At 46.0% G+C, this 17,828-nt stretch carries 16 protein-coding genes; 6 read left to right on the forward strand and 10 right to left on the reverse strand.

The features are described 5' to 3' along the window. Positions 1-118 precede the first annotated feature (118 nt). Both O9324_RS12795 and O9324_RS12800 read right to left on the reverse strand, forming a co-directional pair. Positions 119-1,822, reverse strand: coding sequence for an SLC26/SulP family anion transporter (locus O9324_RS12795; protein WP_288140386.1), 1,704 nt, complete (start codon positions 1,820-1,822; stop codon positions 119-121). Positions 1,823-2,030: 208 nt separating this feature from the next. Next, positions 2,031-2,492 (reverse strand): hypothetical protein, encoded by a 462-nt coding sequence (locus O9324_RS12800; protein ID WP_288140387.1) that lies wholly within the window; start codon positions 2,490-2,492, stop codon positions 2,031-2,033. A gap of 1,077 nt (positions 2,493-3,569) precedes the next feature. On the opposite strand from O9324_RS12800, the gene rplJ reads away from it, so the two are divergent. From rplJ to O9324_RS12825, 5 genes are all read left to right on the forward strand, one after another. Beyond that, positions 3,570-4,118 (forward strand): 50S ribosomal protein L10, encoded by a 549-nt coding sequence (gene rplJ, locus O9324_RS12805; protein ID WP_002737633.1) that lies wholly within the window; start codon positions 3,570-3,572, stop codon positions 4,116-4,118. A 44-nt stretch (positions 4,119-4,162) separates the two neighbouring features. Then, positions 4,163-4,555 carry a 50S ribosomal protein L7/L12 gene (gene rplL / locus O9324_RS12810; RefSeq protein WP_002736522.1) on the forward strand — a complete coding sequence of 131 codons (393 nt, stop codon included), beginning with the start codon at positions 4,163-4,165 and terminating at the stop codon, positions 4,553-4,555. A 104-nt stretch (positions 4,556-4,659) separates the two neighbouring features. After that, positions 4,660-4,755 carry a photosystem II reaction center protein T gene (locus tag O9324_RS12815; RefSeq protein WP_012267019.1) on the forward strand — a complete coding sequence of 32 codons (96 nt, stop codon included), beginning with the start codon at positions 4,660-4,662 and terminating at the stop codon, positions 4,753-4,755. A 127-nt stretch (positions 4,756-4,882) separates the two neighbouring features. After that, positions 4,883-5,398, forward strand: a complete 516-nt coding sequence (gene nrdR / locus O9324_RS12820; RefSeq protein WP_287630654.1) for a transcriptional regulator NrdR — start codon at positions 4,883-4,885, stop codon at positions 5,396-5,398. 232 nt (positions 5,399-5,630) lie between these two features. After that, positions 5,631-6,623, forward strand: coding sequence for a 30S ribosomal protein S1 (locus O9324_RS12825; protein ID WP_002757124.1), 993 nt, complete (start codon positions 5,631-5,633; stop codon positions 6,621-6,623). Positions 6,624-6,768: 145 nt separating this feature from the next. Here O9324_RS12825 and O9324_RS12830 read toward each other — a convergent pair whose 3' ends face one another. Next, on the reverse strand, positions 6,769-7,788 hold the full coding sequence (locus O9324_RS12830; RefSeq protein WP_288140388.1) for an adenylate/guanylate cyclase domain-containing protein: 1,020 nt from the start codon (positions 7,786-7,788) through the stop codon (positions 6,769-6,771). 116 nt (positions 7,789-7,904) lie between these two features. Beyond that, complete coding sequence (locus O9324_RS12835) at positions 7,905-8,606, reverse strand: DUF3120 domain-containing protein (RefSeq protein ID WP_288140389.1); 702 nt, start codon at positions 8,604-8,606, stop codon at positions 7,905-7,907. Positions 8,607-8,769: 163 nt separating this feature from the next. Between O9324_RS12835 and O9324_RS12840 the strand changes: the two genes are divergently transcribed. Continuing rightward, complete coding sequence (locus O9324_RS12840; protein WP_287630656.1) at positions 8,770-9,438, forward strand: hypothetical protein; 669 nt, start codon at positions 8,770-8,772, stop codon at positions 9,436-9,438. 273 nt (positions 9,439-9,711) lie between these two features. Here O9324_RS12840 and O9324_RS12845 read toward each other — a convergent pair whose 3' ends face one another. The 6 genes from O9324_RS12845 to O9324_RS12870 all read right to left on the reverse strand — a co-directional run bounded on the left by O9324_RS12845 (position 9,712) and on the right by O9324_RS12870 (position 17,270). Beyond that, positions 9,712-10,473 carry a sulfite exporter TauE/SafE family protein gene (locus O9324_RS12845; RefSeq protein ID WP_002767753.1) on the reverse strand — a complete coding sequence of 254 codons (762 nt, stop codon included), beginning with the start codon at positions 10,471-10,473 and terminating at the stop codon, positions 9,712-9,714. Beyond that, positions 10,474-11,025, reverse strand: coding sequence for a DUF2854 domain-containing protein (locus tag O9324_RS12850; protein WP_288140390.1), 552 nt, complete (start codon positions 11,023-11,025; stop codon positions 10,474-10,476). Between the two features lie 411 nt (positions 11,026-11,436). Continuing rightward, positions 11,437-13,119, reverse strand: coding sequence for an alpha/beta hydrolase (locus O9324_RS12855; protein ID WP_288140392.1), 1,683 nt, complete (start codon positions 13,117-13,119; stop codon positions 11,437-11,439). 61 nt (positions 13,120-13,180) lie between these two features. Continuing rightward, positions 13,181-14,416, reverse strand: a complete 1,236-nt coding sequence (locus O9324_RS12860) for an RNA-guided endonuclease InsQ/TnpB family protein (RefSeq protein WP_287630116.1) — start codon at positions 14,414-14,416, stop codon at positions 13,181-13,183. Positions 14,417-14,574: 158 nt separating this feature from the next. Further along, the gene (locus O9324_RS12865) at positions 14,575-16,764 is read right to left on the reverse strand and encodes a coiled-coil domain-containing protein (protein WP_288140391.1); all 2,190 of its coding nucleotides are present in this window, start codon (positions 16,762-16,764) and stop codon (positions 14,575-14,577) included. Between the two features lie 32 nt (positions 16,765-16,796). Continuing rightward, positions 16,797-17,270, reverse strand: a complete 474-nt coding sequence (locus tag O9324_RS12870; protein WP_002767760.1) for a hypothetical protein — start codon at positions 17,268-17,270, stop codon at positions 16,797-16,799. Between the last annotated feature and the right edge of the window lie 558 nt (positions 17,271-17,828).

Raw genomic sequence — 17,828 nt, forward strand, 5'->3', positions numbered from 1 at the left:
GCCAAGCTTTTCTGGTCGGAACCCCCTAAGCCGAGTTTTCCAGGTGCTGCGCCGTCCACTTGGTTTTCGAGACTGGCCTTTTAATTCTAACGTAAAGCCAACCTAGAACGGCGGGGTTTCAGACCCAAAATTTCCGATGAAACGCTTCGATCGCTTTTTCTAGAGTTGGATAAATACGTTCGGTCGAGATCGTCTCGGATAGGTCTCCTTTTTTTAATTGCTGATATAAATCTTGCTTCACTCTTGCCATGGCGAAAGTAATACCACGGCCGATTAATTCTCGATGTAATTCTTTCAACATATCGACTGCCGTAATATCGATATCTAGAATCGCTTCGGCGTTGAGAACGAACCACTCGACGGGAACTTTCTCCGCTTCGATCGCCGCTATTGCCCGTTTCCGAAAATTCTCCGCATTGGCGAAACAGAGGGGCGCGTCGTAACGGTAGAGAACCAAACCGGGGATCGTCGTCGCACCCTGCCAATCCTCGATATCGTGCAGACCGGCGAGATTCGGCACTTCCCCCAAAACCGCATCGTGTGGTCGCATCAGTCGCGTGAACAGATCGACCACCGATAACCCCACAGCAACGCCTACCCCGACGAGGATATCGGTGGACAGGACACCGAACATAGTCACGAGTGCCAATCGGAACTCACTGGTTTTGAAACGACGCAGACGCTTGAACTCCGAGATCTCGATCAGACGGAGCGCGGCGTAAATCACGATCGCCCCCAGGGCCGCTTTCGGAAACTGGGAAAGCAGCGGGCGTAAGAACAAAAGTACCAAAATTACGATCAAAAAAGCCACGAGGGAAAACAGTTGCGATCGACTGCCCAGAGAATCGCCGATCGCTGTGCGACTGCCGCTACTGCTGACGGGAAAGCCTTGCATTATCCCGTTGCCAATATTCACCGCTCCCAGCGCAAGTAATTCCTGATTGCCATTGATGCGATAGTCGTTTTTCGCCCCGAACGCGCGCGCGGTCAAGACGTTATCGGAATAGCCGACGAGGGCGATACCGATGGCCGAGGAGAGTAAATAGACGAACTGCTGGGGAGAAAAACCCCTCGGTACTTTCAAACTCGGTAAACCGGCGGGAATTTCCCCGATCACGGCGATGCCGCGCTCGTTCAGCTGGAACAAATATACTGCCGATGTCGCCAGTAGAACCGCGAGTAAAGGACCGGGGGCATTGGGAAAGCGACGTTGTACCAATAGCAGAAAAATTAAAACACCGGCGGCGAGAATCAGAGTTGGTGGGTGAATCTCGGATAAATGTTCGGAAAATTCCCCGATCTGTCCGAAAAGCGATTCGGCTTTTAGTGACATCCCGCTAATTTTTCCCAACTGACCGACGATCATGATCACCGCTACCCCGGCCATGTAGCCGACGAGGATCGGTTTGGAGAGGAGATCGGCGAGAAATCCCAACTGGGCGAAGGCTCCCAAGCAACAGACGATCCCCACGAGTAAGGCCAATAGACTACACAGACTGGCGTAGTTGCTACTATCCCCGGCGACGAGCGGCATGATAGCGGCGGCGGTCATTACTGCCGTCGTCGATTCCGGCCCGACGGAGAGTTGTGGCGAGGAACCGAGCAGCGCATAGATGAGCAGCGGCGGTAGGATCGCCCATAATCCGGCGATCGGTTGTACTCTGGCCAGTTCCGCGTAGGCCAGACATTGGGGAACGAGATAGGCCGCCACGGTGATCCCCGCGATGACATCTCCCTGCAACCAAGCCGAGCGATAGGAGCGCAGACGCTTTAACCCGGGTAGGGAAAACCGCTCCCTAGAAAAATTTAATCGAGTCGCCATCCTCACTCTTCTCCTGTCATCGAAGTTCGGCGTTGTGGGAATATTGGTGGCAAGAAAGCGTTTAAATATCCGTGAGTGGGAATGTCTTTTTTGCGGGACTTTCCATTCAAAAGCTACCTCGACCTTTAGCCCTGACGGAAAACTTTCCTGTCGGCCAGTGATCGCCTTTTTGATCGCCTCTCCAGAGGGTTATCAATAAGAGCGATCGCTATTTACAGGCCATTACCGCGATCGTGTAGGCGTTATTATTCGCTCCGTTAATATTAAAATTAATCTGATAGGGCTGTCTACCCGTGGGTGATTGGAAGGGTAAAGAATAGGTTTCGCCCCGTTTCATTTCGACATTTTTCTGGAAGGCGCTATTGACTGAATTATCGGCATATTTGAGATTGATCGTCACTCCGTATTTGCCATCGTTTTCGGGAACCATTACCCCCTTAAAAGAGGCAAATTTCACCCCCGAGGGAACGGCGAAATCGGTGTTAAAGTTCTTCTTTCCTATGGCATCGATCTGTTTGCGGATCTGGGTCTGATTAGTGGCTACTTCCTTGAGGTACTGACAGTTTTTCGGAAGTTCGGTAGCCTTATCTTTAGTAGCGGCAACAACCCCGATCGAGGTTAGTCCGAGGATTAAAACGACCGAGAGAAGGCTGAAAGTTTTTGTCAACATGATAGTTCTTCCCGTTGAGTTTTTCTAAAATTGGCTCTTCGGGGACGATTAAAGATAATTAAGCCTTAATTGTCCCGCCTTGACTTTTTCCGTGACCAAAGTTCTCACTAATTCCTGGACTTCCCCCATATAAACATACTAGCTATGGCTAAAAGTCTTACAGAGCCTGAGTTAAAGCAATACAATACCAATGGACTATTGGACACAAAATCCTGAAGTTCTTACGCAGACAGGGTTTGAGGCAAAAATTTTCCAATTTGACCCTTCGACCATTATAGCTTGTTTCGAGGCAGAAAACCAGTAAAAACATGGCTACAGAGGGAATCGCTGACTCTAGAGATTAATGACACTATCTGTTACCATCAGGTTAGCGATCACTATACAGCCAACTCTACGGAATCGCTCTACTCCAGATACAGTCAACGGTACAGCCATTTTCAAGCGGAAAATGTACCCAGTGGTGGCTTGTCAACTTTTTCTGATAAGCCCCAGGCAGTAAGGGTTTTGTTAATTTTTTAGTATTTCTGTATGGGGTAAGTCCAGTAATTCTAATTCTTGGCGCGGGACTTGGTCATGATCGCTCGCAGTGGAGCGAGTTCTCCTGTTTCTTCTGGGGTTAATTTTTGTGCGTCAACCCGTGAGATTTTCAAGGAATTGCTCCTCGTTTTTACTCTCCGAACCAAACACAAACCCCGCTCACATACCCAAGAAAGCTAGGATTCAATATTTACCTAAAATATCAGTTTGAAGGAACCCTCGGTTTTACCTCGGATACCTTTTCAAAACAGGATTTAGTCTTAGATGCGATCGCTGCGCTCGCTCCTTCCCAGGGCTTGACATAAATCCCGCAGTAATGTTATAATAAGGGACTGGCTTAAGCCAAAGACAGCAGGTGCGAAACAGCTTAAACACCCTGCCGAGGTCAAAGCGAGAAAACAGCAGCCAAAAAGACTAAAGAGAGATATTTTCTGTCTTGGTCGTGCCTGAACTGAATTCTCTCCACTCAACCCCGGCGCTACAAGGGGTTGTTTTTGCGCCTCTGGAACCGATCCCCCGCATACAGGAGGTGAACAAGGGATGGGGAGAAGCAGAGAAAGCAAGGGAGTAATTCTAGAGGAATTAAAAACCTCCCTTAGCGAAGCTCAATTAACGATGGTCATCGACTATCAAGGTTTAACCGTCGCCGAAATCAGCAATCTACGCCGCAAATTGCGCCCCACGGGAACGATTTGTAAAGTCACCAAAAATACTTTGATGGGCTTGGCGATCGCTGAAGATAGTGGCTGGGAACCGATGAAAAGCCTTTTATCGGGAACATCCGCCTTTCTGCTCGTAAAAGAGGATATCGGTGGAGCTTTCAAGGCCTATCAAGAGTTCAAAAAAGAAAGCAAAAAAACCGAATTGCGCGGCGGTGTCCTCAAAGAAGGGACCAAAGGTCAACTGTTAACAGAAGATCAGATCAAAGCGATCGCTGATTTACCGTCGAAAGAACAGTTAATCGCTCAGGCCGCTGGAGCAATCAACGCCATTGCCACCAAACTGGCCCGCAGCATCAACGAAGTTCCCGCATCTTTGGCCCGTGCCGTCGATGCCGTGGCCCGTCAAGAAGAAAAAGAAGCGGCTTGACACCGCGCCAATCAATCACTTACAAACAATTAGGAGTCTAACCCATGTCTGCTGTAGCTGAAATCTTAGAAAAACTCAAAACCCTTACCCTCTTAGAAGCTGCGGAATTAGTCAAAGGTATCGAAGAAACCTTTGGAGTTAGCGCCGCCGCTCCAACTGGTGGCATAATTATGGCTGCTCCCGGGGCTGCTCCTGCGGCTGCTGCTGAAGCTGTGGAAGAACAAACCGAATTTAACGTCGTTCTCGAAGAAGTTCCCGCCGACAAGAAAATTGCTATCCTTAAGGTAGTACGCGAATTGACTGGTTTAGGACTCAAAGAAGCGAAAGACCTAGTAGAAGCCGCTCCCAAAGCGGTTAAAGAAGGCACTAACAAAGATGATGCCGCCGCCATCAAGAAAAAACTGGAAGATGCTGGGGCAAAAGTTAGCGTTAAATAGATTGCCACTGATTCTGGGGATGTAGATTACATCCCCAGACAAGCCGAAAAGCTCATTTCCTGATACTATAGGATTGTTATAGCAGTCTTGTAGGATGTCCAACCATGGAAAGCGTCGCTTACATTTTAGTTTTAACTATGGCTTTGTCGGTAATTTTCTTCGCCATCGCCTTCCGGGAACCTCCCCGGATTCAAAAGTAAATTTCTTCACTCCGTTTAACTTAATAATTTTCTTCCCTGAGCCGCCCGCTTGTCAAAAGCAGGTTAGCGGCTCTGGTTTTCGTATTTAAAGGCTTAAATTAAAGGTTCCCCTCGCCGAGCGCCTCCTATGCAGTGTCCTAATTGTCAGCATACCGATAGTCGCGTTTTAGAGTCCCGTTCCTCCGAAAACGGTCAGAGCATTCGTCGTCGTCGTGAATGCTTACAGTGTAAATATCGCTTCACCACCTACGAGCGCATCGAATTCGTGCCGATCACGGTGATTAAAAAAGATGGGAAACGGGAGTCTTTTGATCGCTGCAAACTGCTGCGGGGGATCGTCCGCGCTTGCGAAAAAACCGGCATTCCTCACTCAAGATTAGAGGCGATCGTCAATGATATCGAATCCCGTTTGCAGCAAGACTCAAAACGGGAAGTAACAAGTCAGGAGATCGGTCAATTAGTCCTGGAATACCTCCGGCAAGAATCGGAAGTGGCCTATGTGCGCTTTGCTTCGGTTTACGGCAATTTTCAGGGAATTAGAGACTTTATCGCCGCTTTAGCTCTGCTGCAATCCTCCGAAATCGAACGCGCCTATCCTTCTTGGTCTCCAGTGGGAGAAGCCAGCGTGATCACCTCGTCTTAAATAGTTCCCGATTCAGTTATAATGAGGATCCCTTGTGCTATTTAAAGCCCAAGCTCTGGTTAGATTCTTAAAAGTCATTCTTAAGGCGGATTGCCTGCAAGAAAGCCGGATGCGACAGTTCATCCCCTAGGCCCTACCTAGAAACTAAATTAGGAGGCATCTCCTTGATTTAGAAACTGTACATCACATAGGAGGAAAAACCTACGGAAATTCCGAGGCCCAAACAACGTACATGACCACCCAAAAAACCGCAAACAAAAACATAGGCTTTACCCATGAAGATTTTGCCGCCCTTCTAGACAAATACGATTATCATTTCAGTCCGGGAGATGTTGTCGCCGGGACTGTTTTCAGTATGGAACCCCGGGGAGCGCTCATCGATATCGGTGCTAAAACCGCCGCTTTTATCCCCGTGCAGGAGATGTCGATCAACCGCGTCGATAATCCCGAAGAAGTTTTACAACCCAACGAAACCAGGGAATTTTTCATTCTTACCGACGAGAATGAAGATGGACAGCTAACCCTGTCGATCCGTCGCATTGAATATATGCGCGCTTGGGAACGGGTGCGTCAATTGCAAAAAGAAGATGCTACCGTGCGCTCGAATGTTTTCGCCACTAACCGTGGTGGAGCATTAGTCAGAATTGAAGGTCTCCGTGGCTTTATCCCCGGTTCTCACATTAGCACCAGAGAAGCGAAAGAGGATTTAGTCGGTCAGGAATTGCCCTTAAAGTTTTTAGAAGTGGATGAGGATCGCAACCGTCTGGTTTTAAGTCATCGTCGCGCTTTAGTGGAACGCAAGATGAACGGTTTAGCCGTGGGACAGGTGGTAATCGGTTCCGTGCGCGGAATCAAGCCCTACGGTGCTTTCATCGATATTGGTGGAGTCAGTGGTTTACTGCATATTTCCGAAATCTCTCACGATCACATTGACACCCCCCACACGGTTTTTAATGTCAATGATGAGTTGAAAGTGATGATTATCGATCTCGATGCCGAAAGAGGTCGCATTTCCCTCTCAACTAAACAATTAGAACCAGAACCGGGAGATATGCTCAAAAATCGCCCGTTAGTGTTTGAAAAAGCGGAAGAAATGGCGATTAAATACCGAGAAAAACGTCTAGCGGAAGCGGAAGGCCGGACTGTCTCGGAAGTAGTCGCAGAAATCGAAGTTCCTCCCGCCCTGGAAGAGGAAGATTTAGTTCTCGCCGCTGCCGAGGAGTAGGTCAGTTATCAGTTATCAGTTATCAGTTATCAGTCATCAGATTTGAGTTTTAAGTGTACAGTATTAAATAGAAGTTTCCTACTGTCTTTTCACTGATTACTGATTACTGTTTACTGATCACTGAAATGTCGTTTAATTTCAATCTTCAGACACTGCCGATAAATCCTGTAATTCCAGTTATCTCCTCACTAATATTGGCATCGAGGAAACGATCCAAATCATCAAAAGTGGTTCCGTAGGTAATGGTGCTATCGTCGTATCCTTTCAGACTGACGGTATTTTGCTCAAAAGCTTGGTGGAGATAGGGTAAACCGATGAGATGACTGTAGGTAGTGGCTCCGATGGCTAAATCCCTACCTATTTCTTTAGTGGCCGACTCTAAACGAAAAGCGGCGTTGACCGTATCACCGATCGCCGTATAATCTGGATGTTCACCGCTGCCAGTATTGCCGACCATGGCATAACCGGTATTCACTCCCGCACCGATGCGTAATTTAAAGGGTAAGGGATATTCTTCGCTTAAGGCGCAGGTCATCTTGTATATTTGCGTAATTGCTTGGAAAATTTGCAAGATATCGTCTTGATTGACTTCCTGTTGGCCGTGAAACCAGATGGCCATGATCGCATCACCAATATATTTATCTACCCAACTGCCGGAACTGCGGATAATACTCCCGGCATGGCGAAACCAATTGCCAATCAGAGAAGAAAGCACTTTTTCGTCTAATTGCTGGGTTAAAGCCGTAAAATTTCGTATATCCACCACTATCACCGATGTTAAGCGACGTTCATGGACGGTGGAGGTGGGGGGATCCAATTCTAAATTGTGCGGTTGCTTGCCTATATTAGTGGGAGTAGGACGATAGAACTGCACTTCGGTTTTGCCAAAGGTGATCCGATCTTTGTCATGGATAGTCACGGGAATAGCTACCCTTCTGCCATTGACAAAAGTTCCATTGCGACTACCGAGATCGATCAGATAAAAATCTCCTGTTTCCGTGGATTGTAAAATAGCGTGATTGCGAGAGATACACTGATCTTTAATCACGATAGCGTTATCTTTGCTCCGTCCGATTGTCCAGTAAGGTCTCCCCACGAGAGGGAAAAAACGCTGTCCCTTCTCGGTATGGAGTAGTAAATAAGGATTTTGTCCTAGTATATCCACGGTTACATAAGCGGCAATATTATAGATGGAGGTGACTACACATTATATCGCGAGATTCCGCACATTTTCATCTATCTAAGTGAATAGGTGGAAACGGGAATTAGCTAGGAAAACCCTTAGGCCAGAGAAGCGGTAATCCAAAATAAACCATCGACTAAAATTGTACTCAATACGGCTCCGCTAAATGCCCACCAATGACACACTCGTTTTTGCAAAGGATAGATACCGATCGCTAGGAGCAGGTTGAGCAGTACGATCGCCCAACTGATGCCCCAGGGGGTCTGAATTTGGGCCAAAGCGTTATGAAATATCGGCGATACTAGGTTGGGGTCTAGTTCCACGGTCATTAATTGTCGCCAGTAGGGAATTAGTCCCGTTAGATAGAAATATAAGTCGGTGATGGCTGTTCCTAACAAAGAACCCAGATAGAAAAGATTGCCCACTTTGCCGCGACCTTTGCATAATCCCCAGAGAACAAAGGGCAGCCCGATCGCTTCCATGGGAATATGGAGCAAGGGTTCCCAGCGCCACCAACCCCAGTACAGAGAACCGGCTAACCAACTCCAACTAAAGCCCAAAAGTAAATCTCCCCAAAGACTGATTTTTGCTTGTTTGAGCAGCCAAATCCCTAACCCCACCCAGAAAATGGTTAAACCTAGGCTAATTTCGGGATAGTAGCGCACTAGGGGCGCTTGTATGAACACGGGGACTGATACCAGAAATGCTGCTGTCCAAAAGACGGATTGACATTTTTCCCAGTTAGGGACTAGGGGTTTCAGGCGATCGGGATTGCTGGGGACTAGGGTAGAGTTGAGCAAAGGATTTCAGAATTGTTACAAAACTTTACTTATATTAAGATACATCATTCTCTCTCTACTATATCCCCCCTAGGGGGATTTGGGGAAATTAAAAAATTGTTTTTGGCAATGCCCTATCCTGTTAGAATCGAAACGACAGCAGCGATCGAGGAGTGCAAAAAATATGGCAGCGGGCGATGAAGAAAATCCGAGAATGCCCCTAGATAAAGTTATTTTTGTCATTGCTTGCGTCTATCTAGGTTGGGTGGTGGCATGGCTAATCAGTCAAAAAAATGCCCCTGTCTCTCAAAATGGCACGATTTCCCCAGAAGATCAAAAGTTTATCGCCTATCTGCAATCATCTCTGACTATTATCGATCGCCAAGGTGCAACTTCATCCCCCGATCCTGATCCTTCTCCTAAAAATAACCCTTCTCCGGTAGCCACGGTTCCACCACCACCACCCGCTAATTTACCGGTTAATAATAGTCCTAGGGTAATAGAAAGAATTTACGTTCCCGTTTATCCCCAACCCCCTAAAACCACTGCCAAAATTGCCCCGGTTACACCCCCAAATCCCGACATTTCCGCGCCACCATTACCGGCTGCCCCCCAAGTGAATCGGCCGTTGGCAGCGGTTATTCCCACTAATAATCAGGTGAAAAATACCCTGGTGGGGGTGATGGATTTAGGCGATCGATCTTCAGCTTTATTTGATAATAAGGGGATAACGACGCGTATTTCTCCGGGGGAATTTATCAACGGTTGGACTTTAGTGGAAGTTGGTAGTCAACAGGTTATTTTGTCTCGCAACGGACAAACGAAAGTCTTAGAAGTGGGACAATCTTTTTAGGGTGAACTACCCGCTGGGCGAGATTGTCGGGGCTTCTGAACTCACGGGGGAATGCCTGAAGATAGACTTACGCCCACCTTACGGATTTGGTATGATAGAGACAATTATAGCAATTTCTATAGTTGTGAGGTACAGAGTCTTAGGTTTTGAGGAGTCAGGAGTTAAGATTTTGGTGTACCTCATGAGATTGGGAAACGCTATAGAACAGATTTGAGAACTAGGAAAAAATCTATCAATCTCCATCAATAAAACACCTTATTGACAAACATTTTGTTAACGAAGCCAATAAACTGTAGCGATAATAATACTCAGAATTACCACAGTCCAGCGCAGATAACTAGGAGAGATAATTCTGGCTAGTTTTCCCCCCAATAAACCCCCAATTAAAGAGCCAATTGCTACCACTATCGCCGCCGACCAATCTACCTGATTAGAAAAGAGAAAAAACCAAGATGCCGCTACATTAACCACCAAAGAAAGCAACTGTTTTAAAGCATTTAATCTCGTGAGATTATCCTTGATAAATAAGCCCAAAATTGCCAACTCAATCACCCCTAAACCCGCCCCAAAATAACCACCATAAATTGAAGCGAGAGCGATGGGTAAAACCGCCAAAATTTCTGGGATATGACCATTTTCGTCCCCCTGTCGCCGCTGCAACCAAGAGCGTAAAGTATCTTGAAAAGCCAATAAAGCCGCCGCTAAAAGAATCAGAAAAGGAATCAGGCGCTCAAATACTTTATCACTAGTATTTAACAGCAAAATACCACCGATAATGCCGCCAATAACTGCCGATGGTAGTAATAACCTAATCCGTTTTTGTTGCCCGTGCAGGTCTTTTTTTTGGGCGAGAGTTGCCCCCAGATAACCGGGGCATAAAGCGACGGTATTAGTCACATTTGCCATCACTGGTGGGATACCCACCGCCATCAGCGTCGGAAAAGTAATCAGACTACCGCCACCGGCAAGAGCATTAATTAAGCCGGCAGCCACGGCAGAGATTGCCAAGAAGCCATACTGAATAGGCGTGAGCATTTAGGTGTTAGGGATAGTAATTAGGGCTAAATCAATTTTTTCCTCGTCAACTTGCTTAATTTCGGCTTTAATTCCCGGTCCAAAATATCTTTCGATTTTTTCCTGTTTTGCCAGCCACTTTTCTAGGGGTAAAAGGGGCGATTCAAATTCTAGGGTGAGACAATAGGCGGAATCAACAGCAGTTTCACGAATTGCCACTAAAGTCGGTCTTTCCTCGTCCGTGGGGCTTAATCCCAGCTTTTCTAGGGCTTCATCCAGATGCACTTCCTGTCCGTAGCGATAGCGGGTGACATCGTTGCGAAGTTTGGTTTGGGTGACAGTGGCCTGTTGTTGGCGCAATTGCAATATTTCGGGGCTAGTGGGTTGACTGAAGGGTATAGGTTTGATTTCTGAAGCTTTTAGGGCTAAACCTCCCAATAATAACGGTAATCCGTAGAAAAACCCCGCTAAATTTACCGTGGCGTTACCTTGGGCATAACCGATGATCCCGATAACCGTTAAAATACTGCCTAAAATTAAGCCAAAGTATGATAGTCTAATTTTTCTGAGCATGAAATAATTTTTTTCTTGAGTACGCTAATCCTTTAGAGATTATACAACTCAAGAGAATCTTTTTTGCAGGGGGGCAGTGGGGAGATTTTTCCGTTATCAGTCATCAGTCATCAGTCATCAGTGAAAAGAAAACGACGAACTTGACACTTAATAAGTAAGTAATCTCAATTAACTGTTAGATAGTGGGACAGGCTTCTGGTTTTTTGTATTTTATCTTTAATTGTAACCAGCTACTTAGTTGATGATAGGTGGTGCGTTAGGACGGATTGTTACCTTCAAGTCGCAACAGGAATTTTTGCCGTCTAACGCACCCTACGTTTTACTTAGTTGATGATAGGTGGTGCGTTAGGACGGATTGTTACCTTCAAGTCAAAACAGGAATTTTTGCCGTCTAACGCACCCTACGTTTTACTATTGCCTATGTACTCGCAATTTTTCAATTAATTGAGATAATTTCTCGTCAGAAGCGGCAGTAATAAAGTCTAATTTAAACTTTTGTCCCTGACTGAGATATTCTGCATAACTAGACAGAAGAAAAGGACGAAACTTTTCATTATCAGCAATATAAACTTCAAAAAAAGCCACCAATAAAGCCCCCGTATAATCCTCGATTAAATTTTGATTAGGCAAAGTGATATCGACCACAGATTCCAGGGTTTTCTGCATTCCTGCATCCAATTCCGTAAAATTTACATGAGCTTGTCCCTCGACCATGGCCAGATATTTATCTGGCGTTTTTAACCAAGTAAAAGGAATGGCCTGTTCAAAAATCGGATTAGCTGCCGGGTCATAACTTCCAGAACCCAGGAGGACAGGAATCGAGATTTTACTTAAACCTTTTTCCCCAAAAATACTGCGGTTAACGGGATTAGCTGCAAAGACGGCCGTGACTCGTTCATCGCGAAAATTATAGACCTGTCTAGGCAATTCTAGGGCGCGACATTCCAGTAAAATTGCGATATTAATCCCGGAATAAGGACGGTTACAATCTTTAGCAAGATTATCAAAATCGATGGACGCACCGGCAACAGCAATGGCAGTATAACCTCCGAAGGAATGACCAGCTACTCCCACATTAGTGAGGTTAAGTTTACCTTGAAATTGACTAGCATTACGTCTTGCTAATTCATCGATGACAAAGCTAATATCTTTGGGTCGGTTAATAAACTCATCTCGATCAAAAATATTGCGATAATACCCAGCTAACATTCCTTGCAGGTATTTAATATCACTGCCGGGGTGTTGCGGTGCTGCTACTAAAAATCCGTAGGAAGCTAGATGTTCAATTGCTTGGGCATAATCTTCTGGTCGCGAGGCTAATCCGTGGGAAAAAATAATTACAGGTGTTTTACCGTCTCGGAAAGTTTGCGGGATATAAACATCCACATATAAACTGCGATTGCGACTGCTATCGGTTAGGTTCCAAACTTCTTTTTTTACCTGAAAGCTACCGCGCTGACGCAAATCGGGTAAACTGGCATAATTAATCGCTGGTTTAACGGCAGCCGCTTCCTCGGCTGTCCAGAGGCGCATATCTTTAATAAATATTTCCGCCACATAAACGGCATAATCAAGGGCTTTAGCTAATCCCAGGATTTCTTCCCCCTGTAACTGGATATTATTGGGTAATTTTTTCAGGATGTTTAAAAGGGTTAATCCCCCCGGCTCAAAAGCGGCACTAACAATCGCACCCCGCAGGGCATATTTACCATTAATTCCCCCTTGAATGGTGATGCTTTTGCCCAAACGAGAGAGCATATCAGCACCCATCACACTATTAAAAAAACGAGATAGTAAAACAGGATCGATGTCAATTTTTGTTAATAAAGCTTCACGAAACTGCTCTCTTGCTTCGGGAGTTGCTCTGGCCAGAAATCTTTTTAAATTAGCGTCGATTTTGCCTTCTTTAGCAAAGGTTTCTAGGGATGCTACCGATACGGAAAAGACGAGGGGAGTATAGACAAATTCAATTTCTTCGGCGGCTTTTAGGGGTAAAGCGGTCATACCCGCGGCGAAAAGACCTAGGAGAAAAGCTCGCAGCCGACGGGTGGGATTATTTCTGGGAAAACGACCTGGTAAACTATGGCTAATCATGCGGTTTTTGGCTAGGGTAAATGACAATAAGTGAACTACTCTCAAGGTCGTTGAGAGCTTCCTATTTCACAGGGGATTGCCTCAAGACAGACTTACGCCCAGCTTTTGGTCTGACATCCCCTCTATAGGCAGTATCGCTAGTTCCTAACGACAATATCCGTAAGCTTTCATCTCGAATATTTATTGCCGCATTTATGTCCCGGTCATAAGTTGTCTGACAATGTTCACAAGTCCATATTCTCATATCAAGGGATAAACTACCCACTTGATTTAGACAGACATGACAAGTCTTAGAACTAGGGAAAAACCTATCAACTTCGATATAGGTTTTTCCTTGCCATTCTGCCTTGTATTTAAGCATTGTACAAAACATTCCCCAACTACAATCACTAATAGCCTTAGCTAAATTATGATTGCGTACCATGGCTTTAACATTGAGGTTTTCTACAGCAATAACTTGGTTTTCGTTAACTATCTTACGGGATAGCTTGTGGAGAAAATCCTCACGACATCTTGAGATTTTAGAGTGAACTTTAGCTACTTTACGTCTAGCTTTTTCACGGTTGTTACTTCCCTCCTTTTTACGCGATAGCTTTTGTTGTTTCCTTTTTAGATTGCGTTGATGTTTAGCAAAATGTTTAGGATTATCATATTTACTACCATTGCTGGTAATAGCAAAATGATTAAGTCCTAAATCAATTCCTATGGCTTTTCCATCTATCCCCCCGTCTTCGTCACCACCCTGATTAAGGGTAGATCCCCCCGCCTTCGGCACCCCCCTTATCAAGGGGGGCAGGGGAGATTGTCCATCATCAACTAAAATAGAAGCGTAGTATTTACCGTCTGGGTTTTTTGAGATAGTAACGGTTTTAATTGTTCCTGCAAATTCCCGATGACGAACACAATAAACTAAGCCAACTTTACCCGGTAATTTGAGGTAGTCACCTTCAAATTTGACCTTAGCTGGATAGCTAATTGATTGTTTACCATGTTTAGATTTGAATCTTGGTAATCTAGCTCGTTTCTCAAAGAAATTTTGATAAGCTTGCGATAAGTTCAAAGCAACAACCTGTAAGCACTGGGAATAAGCATCTGTCAACCACTCATATTCTTTTTTGAGACTGGGCAATAGTCCTTGAATATAGTTTCGTGTCAGTCCTTTTCCCGTGGTTTTATAGGTTTCTTGGCATAAATTCAGGGAATAATTCCAAAACCAACGACAACAGCCAAAGCTTTTAGCTAAGGCTATTTCTTGCTCGGTATTAGGCTTAAGTCTGAATTTGTACGCTTTGTCCATAAGAGTTATCAAGAAACTATAACTATGATAACATAGTTTTGGGGAATTGTCTATATGTTGGTCAGCATTCTTGAGGGGAACCCTGGGGCGAATTACTTCGCCCCTTGAAAAGCCCCGTCCCATCGCACTAAGTGCGAGGGACGAATGCTGACACTAAGTTAAAAGTGAAAAGTGGCGGCGAGAAAGGGTCCGTTAAAGTTTTCCGTAAAACCGAATGCGTTATCGCCACTACCGTTTTTATACTCGATCCCGTAGAAACGATAGGCGAATTGCAGGGAAATTTGGCGATTCACCCACCAATCGACTCCGAAGAGGAGGTTCCAGCTTAGATCTGTATCGCCGGCCAGCCCGAAACCGGAAGCGTCTCCCCGAATCCATAAAGTGATCGGATCGGACACCTGTACCCCAAATTTCCCGCCGAGGAGCGGTTCAAACCAAGTTCTCCCCTGACTGAAGGTTTGTTGGAAGGTTTGGCTGAAGTTGACGAGGGGACTGGATAGCTGTACGGTAAGCGTTTGCTCGATATCGATGCTGATACTATTGAGACGAAGGCCCGCATAGGGCTGGAACCAAATTAAGGGAAAAGAGCGATTAGAGGGTTTTTCGGGCAGTTCGTGGCTGATCGGAGCGCCGATGTGGTAACTGACGGCGAAATCGTAGATGCCCTGATCGAATTGTAGGTTTGTTTCCGAATCCGCTTCGAGTTGCTGTAATTGGCGATTGTCGGCGAATTCTTGTACCTGTTGCATTGTTTGTTCTAGTTGTTCGAGCGATTCTCGGGCGTTCTGAATTTCTTGTTCGAGTCGTTGCAGGGGTTCGCTATCTTTTAACTCCCGTAACTCTTGGAGTTTCGCTTGCAGTTGTTGCAGGGGTTCGCTATCTTTTAACTGCTGTAGCTCCTGAACTTTCGCTTGCAGTTGTTGGAGGATTTCGCTATCTTTAGTCTGCCGCAACTCCTCAATCTTCCCTTGCAGTTGTTGCAGGGGTTCCCTATCTTTTAGCTCCCGTAACTCTTGAATCTTCGCTTGCAGTTGTTGCAGGGGTTCGCTATCTTTTAACCCCCGCAATTCTTGAATTTTTTCCTGCCCTCTAGCCAGAGCTTCCTGTATTTGCGAGAGCTTTTCTTGAAAATCCTTCAAATTTCCTAGCCGATCGCTAAAGGCAGGATCGCGGGGTAATTCTGCTATTTTCTTCTCTAAATCCCGGAGATCTCGAATATCGATATTATCCCGAATCTCACCTATATCCACCTCGGGGAGAGTCTGAATTTTTACGACCATTTCTTGTAAAGTATTCTGGCGTTCGGCCAATTGTCCTTGAAGGCTGTCAAGAGCCTGTTTAAATTCGTTTAGGCGCTCGGCTTTTCGCTCGACCTCTTGCCGCACCTCCTGTCGAATTTCTGCGAGGGTCGTCTTTAGTTCCTGCGCCTGCTCGATTTTCGGAACGATCTCTTGCTGGAAACGTTGCCGAGCGTTATCGATCGCCGTTTCCAGTTCCTGTAATTGTTCCTCCCGAAGGGCGACTTCTTGCCGTATCTGATCGCGCAATTCTTGGGCTGCCGATGGTAATTGGCTTAATTGTTCGGTTTTTAGGGCTATATCCTGTCGTAAGGCTCGAATTTTGTCTCCTGCCTCTTGAAAGCTCCCCTCTTCTTTTAATCCTTGTATCCGATCGACCGACTGGGAGATGCCTTCGAGTCCATTGATCGCTTTTTGAATTCTCTGGTTGGCATCCTGACTCAGCAACCAATTCAAGGAGTTGATAAAATTCGGCTCTCGAACCCTTGTCTTCTGGAGGTTGATCACGTTTCTCAAGCTGGCGTAATAACCGTCGAAAATCAAACCGAAACGACCGTTCCAGGCTTCCACGCGCGCGCTACCCGTCACCCGGAGCGATTGTAATACTTCCCCGAGATCGAGATGATAGTTGACGGTACGTCCCCGGGCCGTTGCGGTTCCGTAGGTATTGATCGGAATGGTCGCGTAGGGCTGAAATTTAATCTGCCAACCTCGATCCTCTTGGCCTTGGGGAGCGGGATTTTCCGGTGCGTTCGGGGTCGCAGCCGGGGTGGGTTCTGTGGGGGGAGAGGCTGGCAAAACGGGCGCTCCTACTCCCGCCAGATCCTTGGCACAGGCACTGTCGGGTAATTCCTCGGTTCGGGTTTCCCCCTCGAATACCAAGGGGGCGACCCTATTGGTCAAGGGGGTAAAACCCTCACAGAAGGAAGGGGCAACGGTCACGGGAGCGATCGCTTTCCCGTCATCTATCGCTTCGGCAAGAACACTGGGGACGGGAAACGATAAACCGAGCAAAGTCCAGATCAGCAGGCGGCAGGGCGAGAATCCCATAATTTTTCACTCCTCACTCTTAAAAAAACGCTCTAGCGGTAGCAGCCGACAACAGTTACCGTGTAGGTCTTGCCGAAATGGTTGACACCACCGATAAAAAGATTGACTTGATAGGGTTCATCGTTGGGTTCCGGTGTGGCGGTAATAGTCAGGGGTTTACCTGGGTCGATCCGTACATCTTGTTGGTTAAAAAACTGTCCCGTGGTTTGATCGCTGTACTTGAGGTACATCTGGATATCGAAGGAACCACCCTCAGCCGAGGAAATAGTGGCCACGAATTTTTGCCAGATGCGATCGCTCGGAACCGCCCAATCGGTATTCCAGTTATTGCGAGTGATATCGACACCGAACACGCTGGGAACGGTCGGTTGAGAAACGGTCTTGGTTACTTGGTTTCCTTGACCACCGATCAAAGGTATCGGGACGCAGGTTTCTGAGGCACTAAGGGGCAAATTTAAGGCAAGGACAAGCGATAAAGTACCGAGCCAAGTAGGACGAAAAAGCATCAGCAAAACCTCGATAAATTAATCCGGGAGATTTTGATTCTAGATTATTGAGTATCTCTGAATATACTATCTAGGGTAGATAGTATATTAAAGTTGTTTTTATGTCAAGACATTAACTATTAATAAAAAACAATAAATATATGGATTTAATAAGTAGAATTGATTATCTTAAGATGAAAATAATCAGCTAGGGTTTTTGACCAGAATAAATTGCTAATTAGGGCTGGCTGAATAAATCTAAAAACCTTGTTGGATAAGGCTTTTAGACTTTTTTCCCCTCAAAAAGTGCCGACCATTGGAGTGATTGGGGGTAAAATTCAGGGAAAAATTCCCTGAATTTTAGGTAATTGACCACCTGAAAATGGGTAAAACCCCACACCCCACACCCCACCTGCCCCCCCGATGTCGGGGGGGTTGGGGGTAGGGCTGATTCATTCTCCGAATCTAATTCTTTTTTTGCTACCTTTAATCGCTTATGAGGTAAGCAAAGCACGACGTTTTTAAAAATTTTCAGCTATGTATTTCCGAGAAATCGACTAAAAACGTTGCCAGATAAGG

The sequence above is a fragment of the Microcystis sp. LE19-84.1B genome (assembly GCF_027531875.1).
Lineage (GTDB): Bacteria > Cyanobacteriota > Cyanobacteriia > Cyanobacteriales > Microcystaceae > Microcystis > Microcystis panniformis.

Coding starts and splice junctions, on each gene's coding strand:
- O9324_RS12795 (WP_288140386.1), bottom strand. CDS start 1,822: ATGGCGACTCGATTAAATTTTTCTAGGGAGCGGTTTTCCCTACCCGGG.
- O9324_RS12800 (WP_288140387.1), bottom strand. CDS start 2,492: ATGTTGACAAAAACTTTCAGCCTTCTCTCGGTCGTTTTAATCCTCGGA.
- rplJ (WP_002737633.1), top strand. CDS start 3,570: ATGGGGAGAAGCAGAGAAAGCAAGGGAGTAATTCTAGAGGAATTAAAA.
- rplL (WP_002736522.1), top strand. CDS start 4,163: ATGTCTGCTGTAGCTGAAATCTTAGAAAAACTCAAAACCCTTACCCTC.
- O9324_RS12815 (WP_012267019.1), top strand. CDS start 4,660: ATGGAAAGCGTCGCTTACATTTTAGTTTTAACTATGGCTTTGTCGGTA.
- nrdR (WP_287630654.1), top strand. CDS start 4,883: ATGCAGTGTCCTAATTGTCAGCATACCGATAGTCGCGTTTTAGAGTCC.
- O9324_RS12825 (WP_002757124.1), top strand. CDS start 5,631: ATGACCACCCAAAAAACCGCAAACAAAAACATAGGCTTTACCCATGAA.
- O9324_RS12840 (WP_287630656.1), top strand. CDS start 8,770: ATGGCAGCGGGCGATGAAGAAAATCCGAGAATGCCCCTAGATAAAGTT.
- O9324_RS12845 (WP_002767753.1), bottom strand. CDS start 10,473: ATGCTCACGCCTATTCAGTATGGCTTCTTGGCAATCTCTGCCGTGGCT.
- O9324_RS12850 (WP_288140390.1), bottom strand. CDS start 11,025: ATGCTCAGAAAAATTAGACTATCATACTTTGGCTTAATTTTAGGCAGT.
- O9324_RS12855 (WP_288140392.1), bottom strand. CDS start 13,119: ATGATTAGCCATAGTTTACCAGGTCGTTTTCCCAGAAATAATCCCACC.
- O9324_RS12860 (WP_287630116.1), bottom strand. CDS start 14,416: ATGGACAAAGCGTACAAATTCAGACTTAAGCCTAATACCGAGCAAGAA.
- O9324_RS12865 (WP_288140391.1), bottom strand. CDS start 16,764: ATGGGATTCTCGCCCTGCCGCCTGCTGATCTGGACTTTGCTCGGTTTA.
- O9324_RS12870 (WP_002767760.1), bottom strand. CDS start 17,270: ATGCTTTTTCGTCCTACTTGGCTCGGTACTTTATCGCTTGTCCTTGCC.